Genomic DNA, 18308 nt, shown 5'->3' on the forward strand with positions numbered 1-18308 from the left:
GTATGCGTTTCACGGAGTCGACGTTGCCCGGGGTGTTCCGGATGGAGGTGAACCAGTTTCGTGACGTTCGGGGCTCGTTCTTCGAGTCGTTCCGGGTCGACGCGTTCGAGGAGGCGACCGGGGTGCCGTTCGTGCCCCGGCAGATCAACTACTCGGTGAACCGGCGCAACACCCTGCGCGGCATCCACAGCGTCGCCCTGCCCCCGGGGCAGGCGAAGTTCGTGAGCTGTGTGCGGGGTGCGCTGCGCGACTTCGCGGTGGATCTCCGGGTGGGCTCACCCACCTTCGGGCAGTACGAGAGCAACCTGCTCGAAGCCGGCTCGGGGCGGTGCGTCTACCTGCCCGAGGGGGTGGGGCACGGCTTCCTGGCCCTGCAGGACGACTCCAGCATCTGCTACGTGCTCTCCACCACCTTCGTCCCGGGCACCCAGATCAACGTCGACCCGCTCGACCCCGAACTGGCGATCCCGTGGGGGTTCGAGGAGCCGCCGCTGATGTCCGACGCCGACCTGTCGGCGATGAGCCTGGCGGACGCCCTCGCCGGCGACGTCCTGGCGCGCTGGGACGACGTCCGGCCGCGGGAGCCGGTCAGTCGGCGGTGACCTCGTCCAGCCCGGTGCCGACCGGCTCGATCAGGCGTCGCGGGCCCGGGCCGTCCGCCCCGAGCTGGTCCATCGGATTGATCATCGGGCAGCGGTCCAGCGACATGCACCCGCAGCCGACGCAGTCCGCGAAGTCGTCGCGCAGTTGTTGTAGCTGGCGCAGCCGGGCGTCGAGGTCCGACTGCCAGCACTCGGTCATCCGCTTCCAGTCCTGCCGGGTGGGGGTGCGGCCCTCGGGCAGCAGCGCCAGCACCTCCGCGACCTTCGCCAGCGGCACGCCGACGCGCTGGGCGATGCGGATCAGCGCCACCCGGCGCAGCGCGTCGCGGGGGTAGCGCCGCTGGTTCCCGGTGGTGCGCCGGCTGTCGATCAGGCCCTGGCGCTCATAGAAGTGCAGGGCCGAGACGCTCACCCCGCTGCGGGAGGCGAGCTGTCCGACGGTGAGTTCGGAATGGTCGAGGCGGTGGTCAGTCATCGTGGTGCCTCCTGCCGTCGGGTGCGGCGTCGGGGCCGGGCGGCGGGCCGCCGCCCGGCCCCTGGGCGAGCAGTCCGGCGGCGACGTCGAGGACCGCCCGCTGCTTCTCCTCGGGGTCGCCGGGCAGGTCCTGCGTCGCGATGGGACCGAAGTAGACGGTGAGCAGCGCGGTGATGCCGCGGACGTTCTCGATGAGGGGCGCGTCCGGCTCGACGACGAGTTGGGCCAGGGCGGAGACCCGGTCCTGGAGCCGCTGGCCGACGGTCGTCTCCCGGAGCGTGGCCTGGTTCTCCTGGGCCAGGCTCAGGATCGGCGCGGCGTGCACGAGCGTCCGGCTGTAGCGCCGCAGCAGCTCCTGCTTCGCCTCGTTGGTGCGGGGCTGTCGCCGGCCCCAGTCGATCAGCTCGTCCAGTCGCCGGTAGAGATCGTCGAACAGGCTGGCGAGGATGTCCTCCTTGGCCTGGAAGTAGTAGTAGAGCGCCGCCTTGGTGATGCCGAGCTGGTCGGTGATGCCGCGCAGCGAGGTCTTGTCGTACCCCCGCTCGCTGAACGCCTGCAGGGCGACGGCCTGGATGCGTTCGCGGGTGTCCTTGCGGCGCGGGGTCGGCCTGTTCATTCGCACCCTTCCCATCGAGCTTTGCGCTCGTTTCGTCCGTTTCGGCCACTGGTGCCGGCTTCCTTGACTCCCCGTTGCCCACCGTTCTACCGTGACTACTCTACTAATTAGCCGGGCGGCAAGTAAATAAGCGGGGGTGGGTGGACCATGTCGCAGCAGGTTCCCAGCACGACGGCACCACCGCCGGTGGCGGCGACACCGGCGGGAGGCGGCATCGCCGCTGCGATCATCGCGCTGATCCTCGCGATGATGCTGGCCACGCTGGACAACATGATCATCGGTACGGCGATCCCGACGATCGTCGGTGAACTGGGCGGGCTCGACGATCTGTCCTGGGTGATCACCTCGTACACGCTGGCGACCGCGGCCTCCACCCCGATCTGGGGCAAGCTCGGCGACATGTACGGCCGCAAGGGCGTCTTCCTGGCCTCGATCGTGATCTTCCTGGTCGGCTCCGCGCTCTCCGGGCTGGCCCAGGACCTCGGCCAGCTCATCGGGTTCCGGGCCCTGCAGGGGCTGGGCGGCGGCGGGCTGATGGTGAGCGCCTTCGCGATCATGGGCGAGTTGATCCCGCCCCGGGACCGCGCGAAGTACCAGGGCGTGATGTCCGCGGCGATGGGGGCGACCATGATCGGCGGACCGCTGGTCGGCGGCCTGATCACCGACCACTTCGGCTGGCGGTGGTGTTTCCTGATCAACCTGCCGATCGGGCTGGTCGGGCTGGTCCTCGTCGCCACCGGCATGCGGCTGCCGGTGCGCCGCGCGCAGGGTCGGGTCGACTACCTCGGCGCGACGCTGCTGGCGTTCATCATCTCCGTCGTGGTGCTGGTCAGTGCGTGGGGCGGCACCCGGTACGCCTGGGGATCGGCCATGATCGTCGGTCTCGGGCTGGCGGCCGTCCTGGCGGTGGCCGGCTTCCTGCTGGTCGAGCGGCAGGCCCGCGAGCCCGTGCTGCCGCTGACCATCTTCCGGGTCGCCAACTTCTCGCTGGCCACCGTGATCGGGCTGCTGGTGGGCTTCGTGCTGTTCAGCACGATGACCTTCCTGACGTTGTACCAGCAGGCCGTGCAGGGTGCGTCGGCCACGAACTCCGGCCTGCTCCTGCTGCCGGTGCTGCTGTCGATGGTCGTCGTCAACGTGATCGTCGGGCAGTGGATCACCAAGGGCCTCAGGCTCAGGACGGTGCTGCTCGTCGGCAGCGCGCTGATGACCGCCAGCCTGTTCCTGATGGCCACCATGGGCACGGGCACCTCGCGCCTGGTCGCCGCGCTGTACATGGTGGTGCTGGGCGCCGGGATGGGCTGCCTCATCCAGGGCACGCTGCTGCTCTCGCTCGACAGCGTGGGGATGCGGGACCTCGGGGTCGCCTCCTCCACGGCCACGCTGTCCCGCACCGTCGGCGGCACGATCGGCGTGGCCGCCTCGGGCGCGCTCTTCGCCCACCAGGTCCAGCAGTCCCTGGCCGCGAAGGGGCCGGAGGTGGCCTCGGCGGTGGGCGGCGAAGCTGGCCAACTGACGGCCGTGGGCATGGCCCGGCTGCCCGAGGCGGTGCGGGTGGCCTACGAGCACGCCGTCGCCGACGGCGCGCAGCTCGTGTTCGTGGCGGCGGCGGTGCTGAGCGTGGCGGCGCTGCTCGGCTCCTGGTTCGTCCGGCAGCGCGCGCTGGCGCCCACGCCGACCGACGTCCCCTGACCGGCCGCCGGCGGCGCGCCGGCCCCCCCGTCGGCGGTTGAACAGCAACGGACCCGACGATCCACAGTGCGGGCCCGGTGACCGGCGCAGTCCGGCACCGGGCCCGTCGCCTGCGGCGCGGTGTGCAACTGCGTCCGTCCCGGGCGCTTGACGATGCCCCGGGGATTGAAGAGATTAGCTCTCAGTATCGGGCCTGTGCGCGTATCTCCTGGCGCCGGCCCTGGTCGTCCTCCTCACCACTGCCCCCCGCGGTCGCTCGCCAAACCGGCGCGACCGCGGTTCCAGTTCGGGCACAGATCGGCGGGAGTCCCACCTTGAAGGTTCTGTTCGTCGCGGGCGGAAGCCCGGCGACAGTGTTCGCCCTCGCGCCGCTCGCCACGGCGGTGCGCAATGCCGGCCACCAGGCGTTCATGGCGGCCACCGACGACATGATGCCGGTGGTCGCCGGCGCGGGCCTGCCGGGCGTCCCGGTCACCCCGCTGCCGATCCGGCACTTCATCACCACCGACCGCGCCGGCCGTCCGCTCACCATTCCGGCCGACCCGGCCGAGGAGGCCCGGTTCACCGGCCGCTGGTTCGCCCGGATGGCCGTCGCCAGCATGCCGCCGCTGCACGAACTGGCGGCCGGCTGGCGGCCGGACGTCGTCGTCGGCGGAACGATGTCGTACGCCGCCCCGCTGCTCGCCGCGCGGTTGGGCGTCCCCTTCGTACGTCAGGCCTGGGACGCCGTCGAGGCGACCGGCGTCCACCCGGGAGCCGACGAGGAACTCCAACCCGAGCTGCGTGAACTCGGCCTCGACCGGCTGCCCGAGCCTGACCTGTTCGTCGACATCTGCCCGCCGAGCCTGCGCCCCGCGGACGCCGGGCCGGCCCAGCAGATGCGGTTCGTCCCGGCCAACGCGCAGCGCTCCCTCGCGCCGTGGATGTACCGCCGGGGCGAGCGGCCCCGGGTGTGCGTCACCTCGGGCAGCCGGGTCACCCGGGGCCGCACCTACGACCGGAACTACCAGTTCCTGCTCGACATGGTCGGCAAGCTCACCGAACTCGACGTCGAGCTGCTGGTCGCGGCACCCGAGGAGGTGGCCGACGGGCTGCGCGCCGAGCACGGCGGGCTGCGCGCCGGCTGGATCCCGCTCGACGTGGTGGCGCCCACCTGCGACGTGCTGGTGCACCACGCGGGCGGCGTGTCGAGCCTGACCGCCCTCAACGCCGCCCTGCCGCAACTGCTCATGCCCAAGGGCGCCGTGCTGGTCGAGCCGGCGCGGCGCATCGCCCGACGGGGCGCCGCGATCGCGCTCACCCCCGAGGAGGAGACCACCGAGGCGATCATCACCGCCTGCCAGCAGTTGTTGACCGAACCGTCCTACCGGGCAGCGGCCGAAACGCTGTCCCGCGAGATCGCGGCCATGCCGCTCCCCGCCGACGTCGTCGGCGCCCTCGAAAAGCTCGTCCAGTCGCCAGCGTGAGGAGAGAAACCTCCATGAAGGCTCTTGTCCTGTCCGGCGGTGCGGGCACCCGCCTCCGGCCGTTCAGCTACTCGATGCCCAAGCAGCTGATCCCGATCGCGAACAAGCCGGTCCTGGAACACGTCGTGGCCAACATCCGCGACCTCGGGGTCCGCGAGATCGGCATCATCGTCGGCGAGTGGGGGCCGCAGATCGCCGCGGTGCTCGGCGACGGCTCCCGCCTCGGTTGCGAGATCACCTACATCCGCCAGGACCAGCCGCTGGGCCTCGCCCACTGCGTCTCGCTGGCCCGTGACTTCCTCGGCGACGACGACTTCGTCATGTACCTCGGCGACAACATGCTCCCGCAGGGGATCACGGACATCGCCCACGACTTCCAGGCGAACCGTCCGGCGGCGCAGGTCGTCGTCTACAAGGTGGCCGACCCCCGGGCGTTCGGCGTCGCGGAACTGGAGCCCGGCGGCGCGGTGCGCCGGCTCGTGGAGAAGCCGCCGGAGTTCGTCAGCGACCTGGCCCTGATCGGCGTCTACTTCCTCACCCCGGCGATCCACGAGGCGGTCGCGGCCATCGCGCCCAGCGCCCGAGGCGAGCTGGAGATCACGGACGCGATCCAGTGGCTGGTCGCCCGCGGCGACCCGGTCCGGGCGAGCGAGTACGGCGGCTACTGGAAGGACACCGGCAACGTGGACGACGTCCTGGACTGCAACCGAGAGCTGCTCGACGGCCTCATCCCGGCGGTCGACGGCGAGCTCGACGACGCGGAGCTGATCGGCCCGGTCGTGGTGGAGGCCGGTGCGCGGGTGGTCCGCTCCCGCATCGTCGGCCCGGCCATCATCGGCGCCGGCACCCTGGTCGAGGACAGCTACGTCGGCCCCGCCACCTCGATCGGCCGCGACTGCGTGCTGCGCGCCACCCACATCGACCACTCGATCGCGCTGGACGGCGCACACATCGCGGAGGTGAAGGAGTTGCACGGCTCCCTGATCGGCCGGGCGGCCACCGTCGGCGGCGCCAGCGGCACCGCCGCGCACCGCCTGGTGATCGGCGACCACACCCGGATCGTGGTGGCGGCATGAGGATCCTGGTCACCGGCGCCGCCGGCTTCATCGGTTCGCACTACGTCCGCACGATGCTCGCCGGCGGCTACCCAGGTTACGAGGACGCCCGGGTGACCGTGCTCGACAAGCTCACCTACGCCGGCAACCGGGACAACCTGCCGGCCAGCCACCCGCGGCTGGAGTTCGTCGAGGGCGACATCTGCGACCTGCCGCTGCTCTGCGAGCTGCTTCCCGGCCACGACGCGGTGGTGCACATGGCGGCCGAGTCCCACGTGGACCGGTCGATCGAGGCGGCTGCCGACTTCATCCGGACCAACGTCGGCGGCACCCAGACCGTCCTGGAGGCGTGCCTGCGCTCCGGCATCGACCGGATCGTGCACGTCTCCACCGACGAGGTGTACGGCAGCATCGCGACCGGATCGTGGACGGAGGAGTGGCCGCTACAGCCCAACTCGCCGTACGCGGCGTCGAAGGCCAGCTCGGACCTCGTCGCCCGGGCGTACACCCGCACCCACGGGCTCAACCTCTCCATCACCCGGTGCTCCAACAACTACGGGCCCTACCAGCACCCGGAGAAGCTGATCCCGCTGTTCGTGACCAACCTGCTGGAGGGCCGCCCGGTCCCGCTCTACGGCGACGGCAGCAACGTGCGCGAGTGGCTGCACGTGGACGACCACTGCCGCGGCATCCAGCTCGTGCTGGCCCAGGGCCGGGCCGGCGAGGTGTACAACATCGGCGGAGGCAACGAGTACACCAACCTGGAGATCACCAAGCTGCTCCTGGAGCTCTGCGGGGCGGACGACTCGATGATCCGGCCGGTCGCCGACCGCAAGGGTCACGACCTGCGCTACTCCATCGACGAGGGCAAGATCCGCCGGGCGCTCGGCTACGAGCCGCGCATCGCGTTCGACCGGGGCCTGGCCGACACCGTGGCCTGGTACCGCGACAACCCGGGCTGGTGGAAGGGCGTCCGCCGCGGCGGGCCCGCGAAATGACGACCGGGACGTCCACCCGCGCGGACCGGCGAGCGCAGCCCGTGACCGGCCGACGGCCCGGTGGGTCGGTCGTGGTGCTGGGCTCCTCGGGCTTCCTCGGCGGCCACCTCGGCGCGGCGTTCGAGGCGGCGGGCTGGCGGGTGCTGCGGATCTCCAGCAGCCCCGCCGGCCCGGCGGGGGAGGTCGAGCTGAACCTCACCCCCCGGGCCGAGGACCGGCTCGGCGCCCTGCTGGCAGAGGCGGGCGCCGACGTCGTGGTCAACGCGGCGGGCCGGGTCTGGCAGATGACCGAGGCGCAGATGACGGAGGCCAACGCCGACCTCGTCACCTGGACCGTCCGGGCGCTGCTGGCCCGGCGGCCCGGCTGCCGGTTCATCCAGCTTGGCAGCATCCACGAGTACGCCCCCGGCGGCACCGGCTCCGGCACCCCCGAGGACTGGCCCACCGAGCCGGTCACCCCGTACGGCCGCTCGAAGCTGGGCGGGTCGGAGGCGGTCCTGCGGGCGGCCCGGACCGAGGGGCTCGACGGGGTGGTGCTCCGGCTGGCCAACGTGTGCGGACCGGGCACCCGGCCCGGCAGCCTCCTCGGCGCGGTGACCGCGCACCTGGCCGAGGTGGCCCGGGGCGAGCGCTCCGGGGCCGAGGCGGCGTTGCGGCTGCCGCCGCTGCGGGCGCAGCGCGACTTCGTGGACGTCCGCGACGTCGTCGACGCGGTGCTGGCCGCGGCGGCGGCGCCGGCCGGGCGGGTGGCCGGTCAGGTCGTCAACATCGGCTCGGGCCGGGCCCGCCCGGTGCGCGGGATCGTCGACCGGATGGTCGCGCTCAGCGGGCTCGCCGTCGACGTCGTCGAGGCCCCGCCACCGGCGCCGACCCCGGGCTCCCCGGCGCGGGTCGACGTGGAGTGGCAGCAGTTGGACATCGACCGTGCGGCGCGGCTGTTGGGCTGGCGCCCCCGCCGCGGGCTTGACGAGTCGTTGCGGGATCAGCTGGTGACGGCGGGTGCCGCACCGGTGACGCGGGTCGACAGCGAAGGGGACTGACGTGCAGCTCAGCGACAAGAAGAAGCAGCTTCTGGACGACGTCCGGAAGTACCACCACGAGGCGCAGCCCGAGCGGCCCTTCCAGCCGGGCGTGACCGAGATCTGGCCGTCCGGGGCGGTGCTGGACGAGACCGACCGCGCCGCGCTGGTCGAGGCCGCGCTGGACATGCGGATCGCGGCGGGCGTCAGCTCCCGCAGGTTCGAGTCCCAGTTCGCCCGCAAGATGAACCGCCGCAAGGCGCACCTGACCAACTCCGGCTCGTCGGCGAACCTGCTGGCGGTGTCGGCGCTGACCTCGCACGTGCTCGGTGACGCACGGCTGCGCCCCGGCGACGAGGTGATCACCGTGGCGGCGGGCTTCCCCACCACCGTGAACCCGATCCTGCAGAACGGGCTGGTGCCGGTCTTCGTCGACGTCGAGCTGGGCACCTACAACACCACCGCCGAGCGGGTGGCGCAGGCCATCGGACCCCGGACCCGGGCGATCATCATCGCGCACGCGCTGGGCAACCCGTTCGAGGTCGCCGAGGTCGCCCAACTCGCCACCGACCACGAGCTGTTCCTCATCGAGGACAACTGCGACGCCGTCGGCTCCACCTACGACGGGAAGCTGACCGGCACGTTCGGCGACTTCACCACGGTCAGCTTCTATCCGGCGCACCACCTGACCATGGGTGAGGGCGGCTGCGTGCTCACCCCCAGCCTCGAACTGGCCCGGATCGTGGAGTCGCTGCGCGACTGGGGCCGGGACTGCTGGTGCGAGCCGGGCGAGAGCGACAAGTGCCTCAAGCGCTTCAAGTACCAGCTGGGCACGCTGCCGGCCGGGTACGACCACAAGTACATCTTCTCGCACGTCGGGTACAACCTGAAGGCGACCGACATCCAGGCCGCGCTGGGACTGACCCAGCTCGCCAAGCTCGACGAGTTCTGCGCGGCGCGGCGGCGCAACTGGCGGCGGCTGCGGGCCGACCTCGACGGCACGCCCTGGCTGGTCCTGCCGGAGGCGACGCCGCGCAGCGACCCGAGCTGGTTCGGCTTCGTGCTCACCGTCGCGCCGGACGCGCCGTTCGGCCGGGCGGAACTGGTCGAGTTCCTGGAGTCCCGCAGGATCGGCACCCGCCGCCTCTTCGCCGGCAACCTCACCCGCCACCCCGCGTACGTCGACCAGCCCCACCGGGTGGTGGGGGACCTGACGAACAGCGACGTGATCACCGAGCAGACCTTCTGGGTGGGCGTCTACCCCGGGCTGACCGAGGAGATGATCGACTACGTCGGCTCGTCGATCCGCGAGTTCGTGAAGGCCCGTAGCTGATGCGGGTCATGCTCGCGGTGTCCGACTGGACCACCCACTGGCTGAACATGGTGCCGCTGGGCTGGGCGTTGCAGGCCGCCGGGCACGAGGTGCGGGTGGTCTGCCCGCCGTTCCAGACGCTGCCGGCGACCCGGGCCGGGCTCGTCCCGGTGGAGATCCTCCAGCCCGGCGAGCTGGTGACGAAGGCGCGGATGCACAACCACGTCAACGCCCGGGCCGGGCACTGGCCCTACTCCGACCTGCCGCCGGACCTGGTCACCGGCGAGCCCGTCGCCTCGCTGGACGACTTCGACCCGTTCGCCTGGATCGAGGAGAACAAGGCCAGGATGATCGACGCCGCCGTCCGGAGCACCGACGCGGCCGTGGAGTTCGCCCGCTGGTGGCAGCCGCACCTGGTGATCCACGACCTGATGAGCATCGAGGGTCCGCTGGTCGCCCGGGTGCTCGGCGTACCGGCCACGCTCACCCTGTGGGGTCCGGTCGGGCCCGACGACGAGGTGCCGGGGGTGCCGGGCCTGCGGTTCCTGGCCGTCGACACCAGCCGGGCCTTCCAGCGGTACGACGTGGGGCAGTGGGGCCCCGACGGGATCGAGCACGTCATCGACCCCTGCCCGCCGGGTCTGCGGCTGCCGCTGCGCGCCCGGCGGCTGCCGATCCGGCAGCTCCCGTACAACGGCCCCGGCGCCTGGCCGTCCTGGCTGCGGGAGCCGCCGGAGCGACCCCGGGTCTGCGTCGTCTGGGGCACCTCCGTGAGCAGCGTCTTCGGCCCGGGCTCCTTTCCGGTGCCGCGGCTGGTCGAGGCGCTGGCCGGGCTCGACGTGGAGGTGGTGTTCACCGTCACCGGCCCGGACCACGACCGGATCGGGCCGCTGCCGGCCCGGATGCGGGCGATGCAGAACGTGCCACTGCACCTGCTGCTGCCCACCTGCGACCTCGTCGTGCACCACGGAGGCGGCGGCTCGACCATGACGGCGCTCGCCGCCGGCGTACCGCAGCTCGTGCTCCCGCCCGGCGGCGACCAGGAAATGATCGGCGCCCGGGCCGAGGCCGCCGGCGTCGCCAGGGTGCGGCACAACGCGGTGGCCGACCCGGGCTGGATCCACGCCGCCGCGGCGGACCTCCTCGGCGGCCCCGGCTACCGGTCCGCCGCCGACCGGCTGCGCCAGGAGATGGCCGAACGGCCGAGCCCGCCGGCGGTGGTCACCGAGCTGGAGGCGTTGGCCGCCGACGGCGTGTCGTTGGGCCGCTGACCATCCGGCGCCCTCGCGGCCGCCGCATCCGCCGCGCTCGACGAAGTCAGGAGTCCGGATGGACATCATTGGACGGGGCTTTCTCGCCCAGAATCTGCGTCAGGTCGCCGACCGGCACCCGGACACGGTGGTGCTCGCGGCCGGGGTGTCCTGGGCGGCCGGCACCTCGGCCGCGGACTTCGCCCGGGAGTCCGCGCTGCTCCACGAGGCGGCGCGCCGGTGCCGCGCGGACGGTCGTCGGCTGCTCTTCTTCTCCACCGCCGCCTCCGGGATGTACGGCGCCGTGCGGGGACCGGGCCGGGAGGACCACACCGTGCTGCCGTGCACCCCGTACGGCGCGCACAAGCTCGCCCTGGAGGAACAGCTACGGGCCAGCGGCGCGGACCATCTGGTCCTGCGCCTGGGACACCTGGTCGGCCCCCGGCAGCCACCGCACCAGCTCGTGCCCACGCTCGTGCGGCAGATGCGGCAGGGCCGGGTCAGGCTGCACCGGGGCGCGGCCCGGGACCTGATCGACGTGCAGGACGTCGTGACGATCCTCGACCGGCTGCTCGGTCTCGACCTGCACGCGCAGACCGTCAACGTCGCCTCGGGCGAGGCGGTGCCGGTCGCCCGGATCGTCGACCACCTGGAGCAGCGGCTCGGCCTGGTGGCCGAGCGCGAGTACCGGGACGTGGGCGTCCACCACGTCATCTCCATCGACAAGCTCCGTCGGCTCGTCCCGGAGGTCGAGCAGCTCGGCTTCGACCGCAACTACTTCCGGCGGGTGCTCGACGCGTACGTCGCGTCCGAGATCGCCGTCACCGACGCATGAGGGAGTGAGATCGTGATTCCTGAACTTGTCGCGCCGTCCGCCGGGCCGTCGCCCGTACGGCCCCGCTCGGACGCGGCGCTGCCGGACCGGATCGCCACCTCGGCGGCGACGCCGCAGGGCGCCCTGCTGTCGACGGAGGACTTCGCCGACTGGCTGGCCGGCCGCGGCCGGGCCAACCAGTTCAGGGTGGACCGCATCCCGTTCGCCGAACTCCAGGACTGGTCGTTCGACGGGCGGACGGGCAACCTGGGTCACCGCAGCGGGCGGTTCTTCACGGTGGAGGGACTGCACGCCACCGTCGACGGCCCGCCCGGCGAATGGCACCAGCCCATCATCCGCCAGCCCGAGGTGGGCATCCTCGGCATCCTGGCCAAGGAGTTCGACGGCGTCCTGCACTTCCTGATGCAGGCGAAGATGGAGCCGGGCAACCCCAACCTGTTGCAGCTGTCGCCGACCGTGCAGGCCACCCGCAGCAACTACAGCAAGGTGCACAAGGGCGCGGACGTCCGGTACATCGAGTACTTCACCCGGGGGCTGGACCGCCGGCGGGTGCTCGCCGACGCGCTCCAGTCGGAGCACGGCTCGTGGTTCTACCACAAGAGCAACCGGAACATGGTCGTCGAGGTCACCGAGGACGTGCCGCTGCACGACGGCTTCTGCTGGCTCACCCTGGGGCAGATCGCCACCCTGCTGCGGCTCGACAACGTGGTCAACATGGACTCCCGCACCGTGCTGGCCTGCCTGCCGTTCACCGACCGCGCGGAGGCGGCGCTGCACTCCGACACCGAGCTGCTCTCCTGGTTCACCGCGCAGCGCGCCGGCCACGACGTGCGCGCCACCCCGGTGCCGTTGGCCGGCCTGCCCGGCTGGGTGCGCGACGAGTACACCATCGCCCACGAGCAGGAGCGGTACTTCAAGGTGGTCGCCGTGTCGGTGGTGGCCGGCAACCGCGAGGTGACCCGGTGGACGCAGCCCCTCTTCGAACCCTGCGGCACCGGCGTCACCGCGTTCCTGTCCCGGCGGATCGGCGGCGTCCGGCACGTCCTCGCGCACGCCCGGGTGGAGGGCGGTTTCCTCGACACCGTCGAGCTGGGTCCCACCGTGCAGTGCACGCCGGGCAACTACGCCCACCTCGGCGACGCGGCCCGGCCGCCGTTCCTGGACCTGGTGCTGGGGGCCGACCCGGCCAGCATCCGGTACGAGGCCCGGCACTCGGAGGAGGGCGGCCGGTTCCTCAACGCGGAGAGCCGCTACCTCGTCGTCGACGTGGCCGAGTCACAGGTCCCGCTGGACCCACCGGCCGGGTACCTCTGGGTCACCCCCGGCCAGCTCACCTCGCTGGTGCGGCACAACCACTACGTGAACGTGCAGGCGCGCACCCTGCTCGCCTGCCTCAACGCGATCGGGGACGACTGATGGAACCGCTGCGCATCGGCGTGCTGGGCTGCGCTGACATCGCGCGGCGCCGGATGCTGCCCGCGATCGCGCGGGTGCCCGACACGGAGGTCGTCGCGGTGGCCAGCCGGGACCCGGAGCGGGCCGCCCGGACCGCGCGGGAGTTCGACTGCCGGCCGGTGACCGGGTACCCGGAGCTGCTGGCCCGGCCCGACGTCGACGCGGTCTACGTGCCCTTGCCCGCCGCCCTGCACGCCGAGTGGGTCGAGGCCGCGCTGCGGGCCGGCAAGCACGTCCTCGCCGAGAAGCCGGTGACCACGGACCCGGACCGGACCGCCGCCCTGGTCGAGCTGGCCCGCTCCCGCGAGCTGATCCTGATGGAGAACGTGATGTTCGTCCACCACGCCCAGCACGCGGTCGTGGCCCGGCTGCTGCGGGAGGGGGTGATCGGCGAGCTGCGCGCCTTCGAGGCGACGTTCACCATCCCGGCCCTGCCGGACGACGACATCCGGTACCGCCCCGAGCTCGGCGGTGGCGCCCTGTCCGACGTCGGCGTCTACCCCGTCCGGGCGGCCCTGCACGTGCTCGGGCCGGAACTCGCGGTCGTCGGCGCGGTGCTGACCACCGGCGCGGAGCGGCTGGTCGACACCTCCGGTGCGGCGCTGCTGCGGACCCCCGACGGGGTCACCGCCAGCCTGCTCTTCGGCCTGGAGCACGCCTACCGCTCGCGGTACGAGCTGATCGGCGCGACGGGACGCATCGTCCTCGACCGGGCCTTCACGCCGCCCGCCGACCACCACCCGGTGGTGCGCGTCGAGCGCTTCGACGGAGTGCGGGAGATCCGGCTCGAACCGGACGACCAGGTCCGCAACACGGTGGCGGCTTTCGCCTCGGCGGTCCGGGCCGGGGCGGGCAGCGGCGATCCCGCGGGCGTCGGGGACAGTCTCCGGCTGGCGCGGCTGCTCCACGACGTGCGCGAGCGCGCCGCCTCCCTCCTGACGAGATCGCGGCGCTCGTCACCGTCCTGTTCGGGTGCATGACCTCCGGCTCCGTGCCGGTCTGCCTCGCCGGCACGGCGATGCGGGTGGTGATGCCCACGGCGGTCTGGGCCCGTACCCCCGGGTTCACCGCCGCCCACAGCTGGCGCGCCGTCCGGCGGCCAGCCGATTCCCAAGCAGCAGAGGAACCAGGAAAGGTTGCGTGACACGTTGGACAAGCTGACCCGTCGAGGGCTTCTGGGGGCCGCCGGTGCCGGCGGTGCCGCTGCGGTCGCCGGTCTCCTGGGTGCGGCTCCGGCCGGCGCCGCACCGCGCCCGCTGGACGCGAACTGCCCCGTGGCGGACGCCGTGAGCGTCGGTCCGGCCGACCCCCGGTACGCGGATCTGGTGAACCGTGGGTACAACCGGCGGTTCGTCGGCCAGCCCGAGTCCGTGCGGATCGTGCACACCGCGGCCCAGATCGCCGCAGTGCTCAACGAGGCGGTCGCCACCGGCAAGCGGGTCGTCGTGCGCAGCGGCGGGCACTGCTTCGAAAGCCTGGTCGACGACCCCGCGGTGCAGATCATCATCGATGTCTCCGAGATGAGGGCGGTGTACTACGACGCGGTGCGGCAGGCCATCGCCGTGCAGTCGGGCGCCACGCTCGGTCAGGTGTACCGGACGATGTTCCTGAACTGGGGGGTCACCATCCCGGGCGGGATCTGCCCGGAGGTCGGGGTGGGCGGGCACGTCGCCGGCGGCGGCTACGGCCCGCTGTCGCGCCGGTACGGCCTCGTCGTCGACCACCTGTACGCGGTGGAGGTGGTGACCGTCGACGCCACCGGCCAGGCCCGCACGGTGGTGGCGACCTCCGACCCCGGCGATCCGAACCGGGAGCTGTGGTGGGCGCACACCGGCGGCGGTGGGGGCAGCTTCGGCGTCGTCACCCGGTACTGGTTCCGCAGCCCGGGTGCGGCCGGCCGGCCGCCGCAGCAGCTACTGCCCGCCGCGCCGGCCGCGATGTTGTCGAAGACCGTCACCTGGTCGTGGGCGCAGCTCACCGAGGCCGACTTCACCCGGCTGGTACGCAACCACGGCGCGTGGAACGCCGGCAACGCCGGCTCGACCGCGCCCTCGCTGCACAGCGGCTTGCACCTCAACCAGAGGGCGGTGCAGCCCGGCTTCACCACGTCCATCGAACTGGACGTGCAGATCGACGCGAACCTGCCCAACGCCGAGGGGATTCTCGACGGCTACATCGCGGCGGTGGGGGCGGGGGTGACGACCCCACCCACGATCACCCGCACGGTGCAGCCCTTCCTCAAGTTCGTCTTCAGCTACGAGACCGACACCGGGGAGTACGGCCGGATCAAGAACAAGAGCGCCTACCTGCGCGCGCCCTGGACGGACGCGCAGATCGCCACCGTCTACCAGCACCTCACCGGCCCGCTGGTGGGCGGCCTGCTGTCGATCCTGCTCTACTCATACGGCGTGAAGATCAACACGGTGCCGTCGGCGGCGACCGCCTCGCCGCAGCGTGACTCGATCATGAAGGCCTGGTACTCGGTGTTCTGGGCCGACCCGAACCTGGACGCGTTGAACGTCAGCCAGATCCGCGCGGTCTACCGCGACGTGCACGCCGCGACCGGTGGTGTTCCGGTGCCCGACGCCCGCACCGACGGCTGCTACATCAACTATCCGGACCTGGACCTGGCCGACCCGGCGTGGAACACCTCCGGCGTCTCGGCCGCCGAGCTGTACTACCGGGGCGGCTACCCGCGCCTCCAGGCGGTCAAGGCCCGCTGGGACCCGCGCAACGTCCTCCGGCACGGCCTGTCCGTCGCGCTGCCCACGCGGCGGAGCTGAACGGGGGCGGGCCCCTGTCCGGCTGGACACGGGCCCGCCCCGGGCCGACCTCCGGGCCGAGGTCAGCCCCGGTGGGGCTCCAGGACGACCACCGGGATGTCCCGGGTCGTCTCGGTGGCGTACTCGTCGTACTTGGGGAAGATCTTCGCCATCAGCTCCCACAGGCGCGGTCGCTCCTCGGCGGTGGCGATCCGGCCCGTCGCGACGAACCTGTCCGCTCGCACCTGGACCCTGACCTCCGGGTCCGCCACGAGGTTCTGGTACCAGTTCGGGTTCTTCGGCGATGCGCCGTTGGAGGCGATCAGGACGATCCGGTCGCCGTCCCGGCCATAGATCAGCGGCGTGCGGATCTGCCGTCCCGTGCGCCGCCCCCGCGTGGTCAGCAGCAGCGTCGGGAAGCCGTAGTAGTCGTGACCGTCCGCCCCGTCGGTGGCCAGGTACCGCTGCACGTGGTTCTGCACGTCAGGCAGGGGGCTGTTGCGTACCCCGTCCGCGTCCGGCTCGTTCGACGGGACCACCGATCCGGCCCGGCTCGCGGCCGTCATCGCCGCGAAGAGCACCTCCTCCGGCTGCTCGCCGAGCATCGGGGCACCCTCGATCCGGAAGAGCGGCACACTGGTGACCCCGGCCTCCCGGACGAAGCGGAGCGCGGCGCGGACCTCCTCGGTGCCGGAGTCGTCGGCGGTGACGCCGACCTCGGCGGCCAGCCGGGTCAGCGTCCCGGCGTCACCGATGTTCAGCCCGTCGGTGAAGTGCGCGCGGAACAGCCGCTCCACCATCGCCTCCCCCCGGCCCTGGTGGGCGGCCTGGGCGACGAGCCGGTGCGCCCCGAACGTCCCGGTGGCGATGGCCCGGTCGTAGTGGAGCTCCAGACCGTCCTTAGCCGCCTCGGTGACGAGGTAACCAAGCTGCTGCACCGTCTTCTCGCCGAAGGTCTGGGTGAGCGCCTCGATCAGTGGCATCCCCTCGGTGGGCGCGCCGGGCGCCAGCTCGAAGGGGGCGAAGCGGATCTCCACCTCGCCCCCTTCGGACCGAAACCGCTCGGCGGCCCGGGCCAACCGGGTGTACCCGATGTACGAGTGCACGCAGATGAGGTCCAACACCATGTCCACCTGGACCTTGGCATCCCCGATAGTCATGTGCTCAGTCTCCAACCTCAACAGCGGTAAAGGTCAATCCGGTTAGCCGATCCGGGCCGCCCGGGGCAACGCCGGAATCAGCACGGCCGCGACCGCGATGTGCAGCAGGGCCAGCGTGAGCTGGTTGGCGGTGCTGAAGCCGGGCAGCTGCCAGGGCAGGGTCACCAGGAAGACGATGCTCGCGACGACGGTCCAGATGAGGGCCCCCCGACGCTTGGTGATCTTCTCCAGCACCGCGAGCGAGGCCCAGCCGGCGAGACCGGCGAAGAGCGACGCGAAGATCACCGCCCCGAGGGCCAGGTCGATCTTCTCGTCCGACCCGTACTGCTTGGGCACGGACACGTCGGCGCCGAGGATCGGCACGGCGACGACCCAGACCAGGGTCGCCGCCACCACGCCCGCCAGGACGACGAGGGCGCGGTTGCGGATCCGCTTGCCGCGTTGCGGCGGGGGACCCGGCTCATCGTGGGTGATCGGCTCCTGGCGCTGATCGGTCATCAGTGTCTCCAACGAGAAGAGAAATCGACGTTACCTGACGAGTCTGCAACCTCGACTGCGATTGAGGTCAATACGTTTCGCGGTCACGGGCGGGCGGGGCGGCCCCACCGGTGCCGCCTCACATCCGTTCCGGGGTACGGATGCCCAGCACGTCCAGGCCCTGCCGCAGCACCCGCGCGGTCAGCCCGCACAGCAGCAACCGGCCGTCCCGGACCGGCCCCTCCGCCCGCAGCACCGGGCAGCGCTCGTAGAACGCGCTGAACGCCGTCGCGACCCGGTGCAGGTGTCCGGCGAGCTGGTGGAACTCCAGGGTCCGCTCCACCTCGGTCACCACCGGGGCGAAACCGAGCAGCGCGAGAACCAACGCCCGCTCCGCCGGGTCCGCGAGCGGAACCGCCGCCGGACCGGCGGCCACCCCGTCCGCCCCGGCCACCCCGGCCACCCCGGCCCGCCGGAACAGCGACCGGATCCGGGCGTACGCGTACTGGAGGTAGGGAGCGGTGTTGCCGTCCAAGGACAGCATCCGGTCCCAGTCGAAGACGTAGTCCCGGTTCCGGTCGGTGGACAGGTCGGCGTACTTCACCGCGCCGATGCCGACCGCCCGGCCCACCTCGGCGACCTCCTCGGGGGCCAGCTCGGGGTTCTTGTCCCGGGCCAGTTCGGTGGCCCGGGACACCGCCTCGTCGAGCAGGTCGGCCAGCTTGACCGGGGCACCCGCCCGGCTGCGCAGCATCCGTCCGTCGGCGCCCAGCACCGAGCCGAATCCGACGTGCTCGGGGCGGGCCGCCCCGGGCAGCCAGCCGGCCGCCCCGGCGACCGCGAAGACCATCTCGAAGTGCCGCCGCTGCGGCAGCCCGACGACGTAGAGCAGCCGGGTGGCGCCCAGCTCGCCGGTCCGGTGCCGCAGCGCGGCCAGGTCGGTGGCGGGGTAGCCGTAGCCGCCGTCCCGCTTGCGCACGATCAGCGGCAGCGGCTCCCCGTCCCGGCCCACCGAGCTGGGCGGGAACACGCACGCCGCGCCGTCGCTGTCCCGCAGCAGCCCGAGTCGACCCAGCTCCTCGACCACCCCGGCGAGCAGTGGCTGGTAGCGGCTCTCCCCCTGGAAGTCCCGCT

17 protein-coding genes and 1 pseudogene (1 of these 18 only partly in view) are annotated in these 18308 nt (G+C 72.4%); 12 read left to right on the forward strand and 6 right to left on the reverse strand.

What is annotated here, in order from left to right; translation table 11 throughout:
* Positions 1-2 precede the first annotated feature (2 nt).
* Positions 3-602, forward strand: coding sequence for a dTDP-4-dehydrorhamnose 3,5-epimerase family protein (locus OOK41_RS04145; RefSeq protein WP_266263028.1), 600 nt, complete (start codon positions 3-5; stop codon positions 600-602).
* Here OOK41_RS04145 and soxR read toward each other — a convergent pair.
* Positions 589-1077 (reverse strand): redox-sensitive transcriptional activator SoxR, encoded by a 489-nt coding sequence (gene soxR / locus OOK41_RS04150; RefSeq protein ID WP_117673179.1) that lies wholly within the window; start codon positions 1075-1077, stop codon positions 589-591. The two genes, OOK41_RS04145 and soxR, sit on opposite strands and share 14 nt — an antisense overlap.
* The gene (locus tag OOK41_RS04155; protein WP_243640260.1) at positions 1070-1693 is read right to left on the reverse strand and encodes a TetR/AcrR family transcriptional regulator; all 624 of its coding nucleotides are present in this window, start codon (positions 1691-1693) and stop codon (positions 1070-1072) included. Before OOK41_RS04155 ends, soxR begins: the two co-directional genes overlap by 8 nt.
* Positions 1694-1840: 147 nt before the next feature.
* Between OOK41_RS04155 and OOK41_RS04160 the strand changes: the two genes are divergently transcribed.
* The 11 genes from OOK41_RS04160 to OOK41_RS04210 all read left to right on the forward strand — a co-directional run bounded on the left by OOK41_RS04160 (position 1841) and on the right by OOK41_RS04210 (position 15558).
* On the forward strand, positions 1841-3385 hold the full coding sequence (locus OOK41_RS04160; RefSeq protein ID WP_266263029.1) for an MDR family MFS transporter: 1545 nt from the start codon (positions 1841-1843) through the stop codon (positions 3383-3385).
* Positions 3386-3699: 314 nt separating this feature from the next.
* Positions 3700-4851, forward strand: coding sequence for a nucleotide disphospho-sugar-binding domain-containing protein (locus OOK41_RS04165; RefSeq protein ID WP_117673173.1), 1152 nt, complete (start codon positions 3700-3702; stop codon positions 4849-4851).
* A gap of 14 nt (positions 4852-4865) precedes the next feature.
* Positions 4866-5927, forward strand: coding sequence for a glucose-1-phosphate thymidylyltransferase (locus tag OOK41_RS04170; RefSeq protein WP_117673171.1), 1062 nt, complete (start codon positions 4866-4868; stop codon positions 5925-5927).
* A complete protein-coding gene (gene rfbB / locus OOK41_RS04175; protein WP_117673169.1) occupies positions 5924-6904 on the forward strand; it encodes a dTDP-glucose 4,6-dehydratase in 981 nt (326 codons plus the stop codon). Before OOK41_RS04170 ends, rfbB begins: the two co-directional genes overlap by 4 nt.
* Positions 6905-6945: 41 nt before the next feature.
* Positions 6946-7944, forward strand: coding sequence for an NAD(P)-dependent oxidoreductase (locus tag OOK41_RS04180; protein ID WP_165878290.1), 999 nt, complete (start codon positions 6946-6948; stop codon positions 7942-7944).
* A gap of 1 nt (position 7945) precedes the next feature.
* Positions 7946-9256: a lipopolysaccharide biosynthesis protein RfbH gene (gene rfbH, locus OOK41_RS04185; RefSeq protein WP_117673165.1), complete on the forward strand. Its 1311-nt coding sequence runs from the start codon at positions 7946-7948 to the stop codon at positions 9254-9256.
* Entirely contained in the window at positions 9256-10506 is a 1251-nt protein-coding gene (locus tag OOK41_RS04190) for a nucleotide disphospho-sugar-binding domain-containing protein (RefSeq protein WP_266263030.1), read from the forward strand. The genes rfbH and OOK41_RS04190 overlap by 1 nt, the downstream gene beginning before the upstream one ends.
* 58 nt (positions 10507-10564) lie before the next feature.
* Positions 10565-11320 carry an NAD(P)-dependent oxidoreductase gene (locus tag OOK41_RS04195; RefSeq protein WP_266263031.1) on the forward strand — a complete coding sequence of 252 codons (756 nt, stop codon included), beginning with the start codon at positions 10565-10567 and terminating at the stop codon, positions 11318-11320.
* 15 nt (positions 11321-11335) lie between these two features.
* The gene (locus OOK41_RS04200) at positions 11336-12736 is read left to right on the forward strand and encodes an NDP-hexose 2,3-dehydratase family protein (RefSeq protein WP_266267726.1); all 1401 of its coding nucleotides are present in this window, start codon (positions 11336-11338) and stop codon (positions 12734-12736) included.
* Positions 12736-13755, forward strand: coding sequence for a Gfo/Idh/MocA family protein (locus OOK41_RS04205; RefSeq protein ID WP_266263032.1), 1020 nt, complete (start codon positions 12736-12738; stop codon positions 13753-13755). The genes OOK41_RS04200 and OOK41_RS04205 overlap by 1 nt, the downstream gene beginning before the upstream one ends.
* Positions 13756-14061: 306 nt before the next feature.
* Positions 14062-15558 (forward strand): FAD-binding oxidoreductase, encoded by a 1497-nt coding sequence (locus tag OOK41_RS04210; protein ID WP_266263033.1) that lies wholly within the window; start codon positions 14062-14064, stop codon positions 15556-15558.
* Between the two features lie 62 nt (positions 15559-15620).
* Here OOK41_RS04210 and OOK41_RS04215 read toward each other — a convergent pair whose 3' ends face one another.
* The 4 genes and pseudogenes from OOK41_RS04215 to argS all read right to left on the reverse strand — a co-directional run.
* Entirely contained in the window at positions 15621-16103 is a 483-nt protein-coding gene (locus OOK41_RS04215) for a nitroreductase family deazaflavin-dependent oxidoreductase (RefSeq protein ID WP_266267727.1), read from the reverse strand.
* A gap of 21 nt (positions 16104-16124) precedes the next feature.
* Positions 16125-16697 (reverse strand): annotated as a pseudogene (locus tag OOK41_RS04220) (DsbA family protein); the annotation flags it as partial.
* 42 nt (positions 16698-16739) lie between these two features.
* Entirely contained in the window at positions 16740-17195 is a 456-nt protein-coding gene (locus OOK41_RS04225) for a DUF6069 family protein (protein ID WP_117673153.1), read from the reverse strand.
* 118 nt (positions 17196-17313) lie between these two features.
* Positions 17314-18308, reverse strand: partial view of an arginine--tRNA ligase gene (argS, locus tag OOK41_RS04230; RefSeq protein ID WP_266263034.1) — the 3' portion only. 745 nt of this gene lie beyond the right edge of the window; 995 of the gene's 1740 nt are visible here — the last part of the coding sequence; its start codon lies off the right edge, out of view — the gene reads right to left on this strand; the stop codon is at positions 17314-17316.

Origin of the sequence: Micromonospora sp. NBC_01655, from assembly GCF_026339755.1 — a bacterium.
Classification (GTDB): Bacteria; Actinomycetota; Actinomycetes; order Mycobacteriales; family Micromonosporaceae; genus Micromonospora.

What these genes read in the sequence shown, in the direction of transcription:
- OOK41_RS04145 (WP_266263028.1), top strand. Translation starts at nt 3, where the DNA reads ATGCGTTTCACGGAGTCGACGTTGCCCGGGGTGTTCCGGATGGAGGTG.
- soxR (WP_117673179.1), bottom strand. Translation starts at nt 1,077, where the DNA reads ATGACTGACCACCGCCTCGACCATTCCGAACTCACCGTCGGACAGCTC.
- OOK41_RS04155 (WP_243640260.1), bottom strand. Translation starts at nt 1,693, where the DNA reads ATGAACAGGCCGACCCCGCGCCGCAAGGACACCCGCGAACGCATCCAG.
- OOK41_RS04160 (WP_266263029.1), top strand. Translation starts at nt 1,841, where the DNA reads ATGTCGCAGCAGGTTCCCAGCACGACGGCACCACCGCCGGTGGCGGCG.
- OOK41_RS04170 (WP_117673171.1), top strand. Translation starts at nt 4,866, where the DNA reads ATGAAGGCTCTTGTCCTGTCCGGCGGTGCGGGCACCCGCCTCCGGCCG.
- rfbB (WP_117673169.1), top strand. Translation starts at nt 5,924, where the DNA reads ATGAGGATCCTGGTCACCGGCGCCGCCGGCTTCATCGGTTCGCACTAC.
- OOK41_RS04190 (WP_266263030.1), top strand. Translation starts at nt 9,256, where the DNA reads ATGCGGGTCATGCTCGCGGTGTCCGACTGGACCACCCACTGGCTGAAC.
- OOK41_RS04195 (WP_266263031.1), top strand. Translation starts at nt 10,565, where the DNA reads ATGGACATCATTGGACGGGGCTTTCTCGCCCAGAATCTGCGTCAGGTC.
- OOK41_RS04205 (WP_266263032.1), top strand. Translation starts at nt 12,736, where the DNA reads ATGGAACCGCTGCGCATCGGCGTGCTGGGCTGCGCTGACATCGCGCGG.
- OOK41_RS04215 (WP_266267727.1), bottom strand. Translation starts at nt 16,103, where the DNA reads ATGACGGCCGCGAGCCGGGCCGGATCGGTGGTCCCGTCGAACGAGCCG.
- OOK41_RS04225 (WP_117673153.1), bottom strand. Translation starts at nt 17,195, where the DNA reads ATGACCGATCAGCGCCAGGAGCCGATCACCCACGATGAGCCGGGTCCC.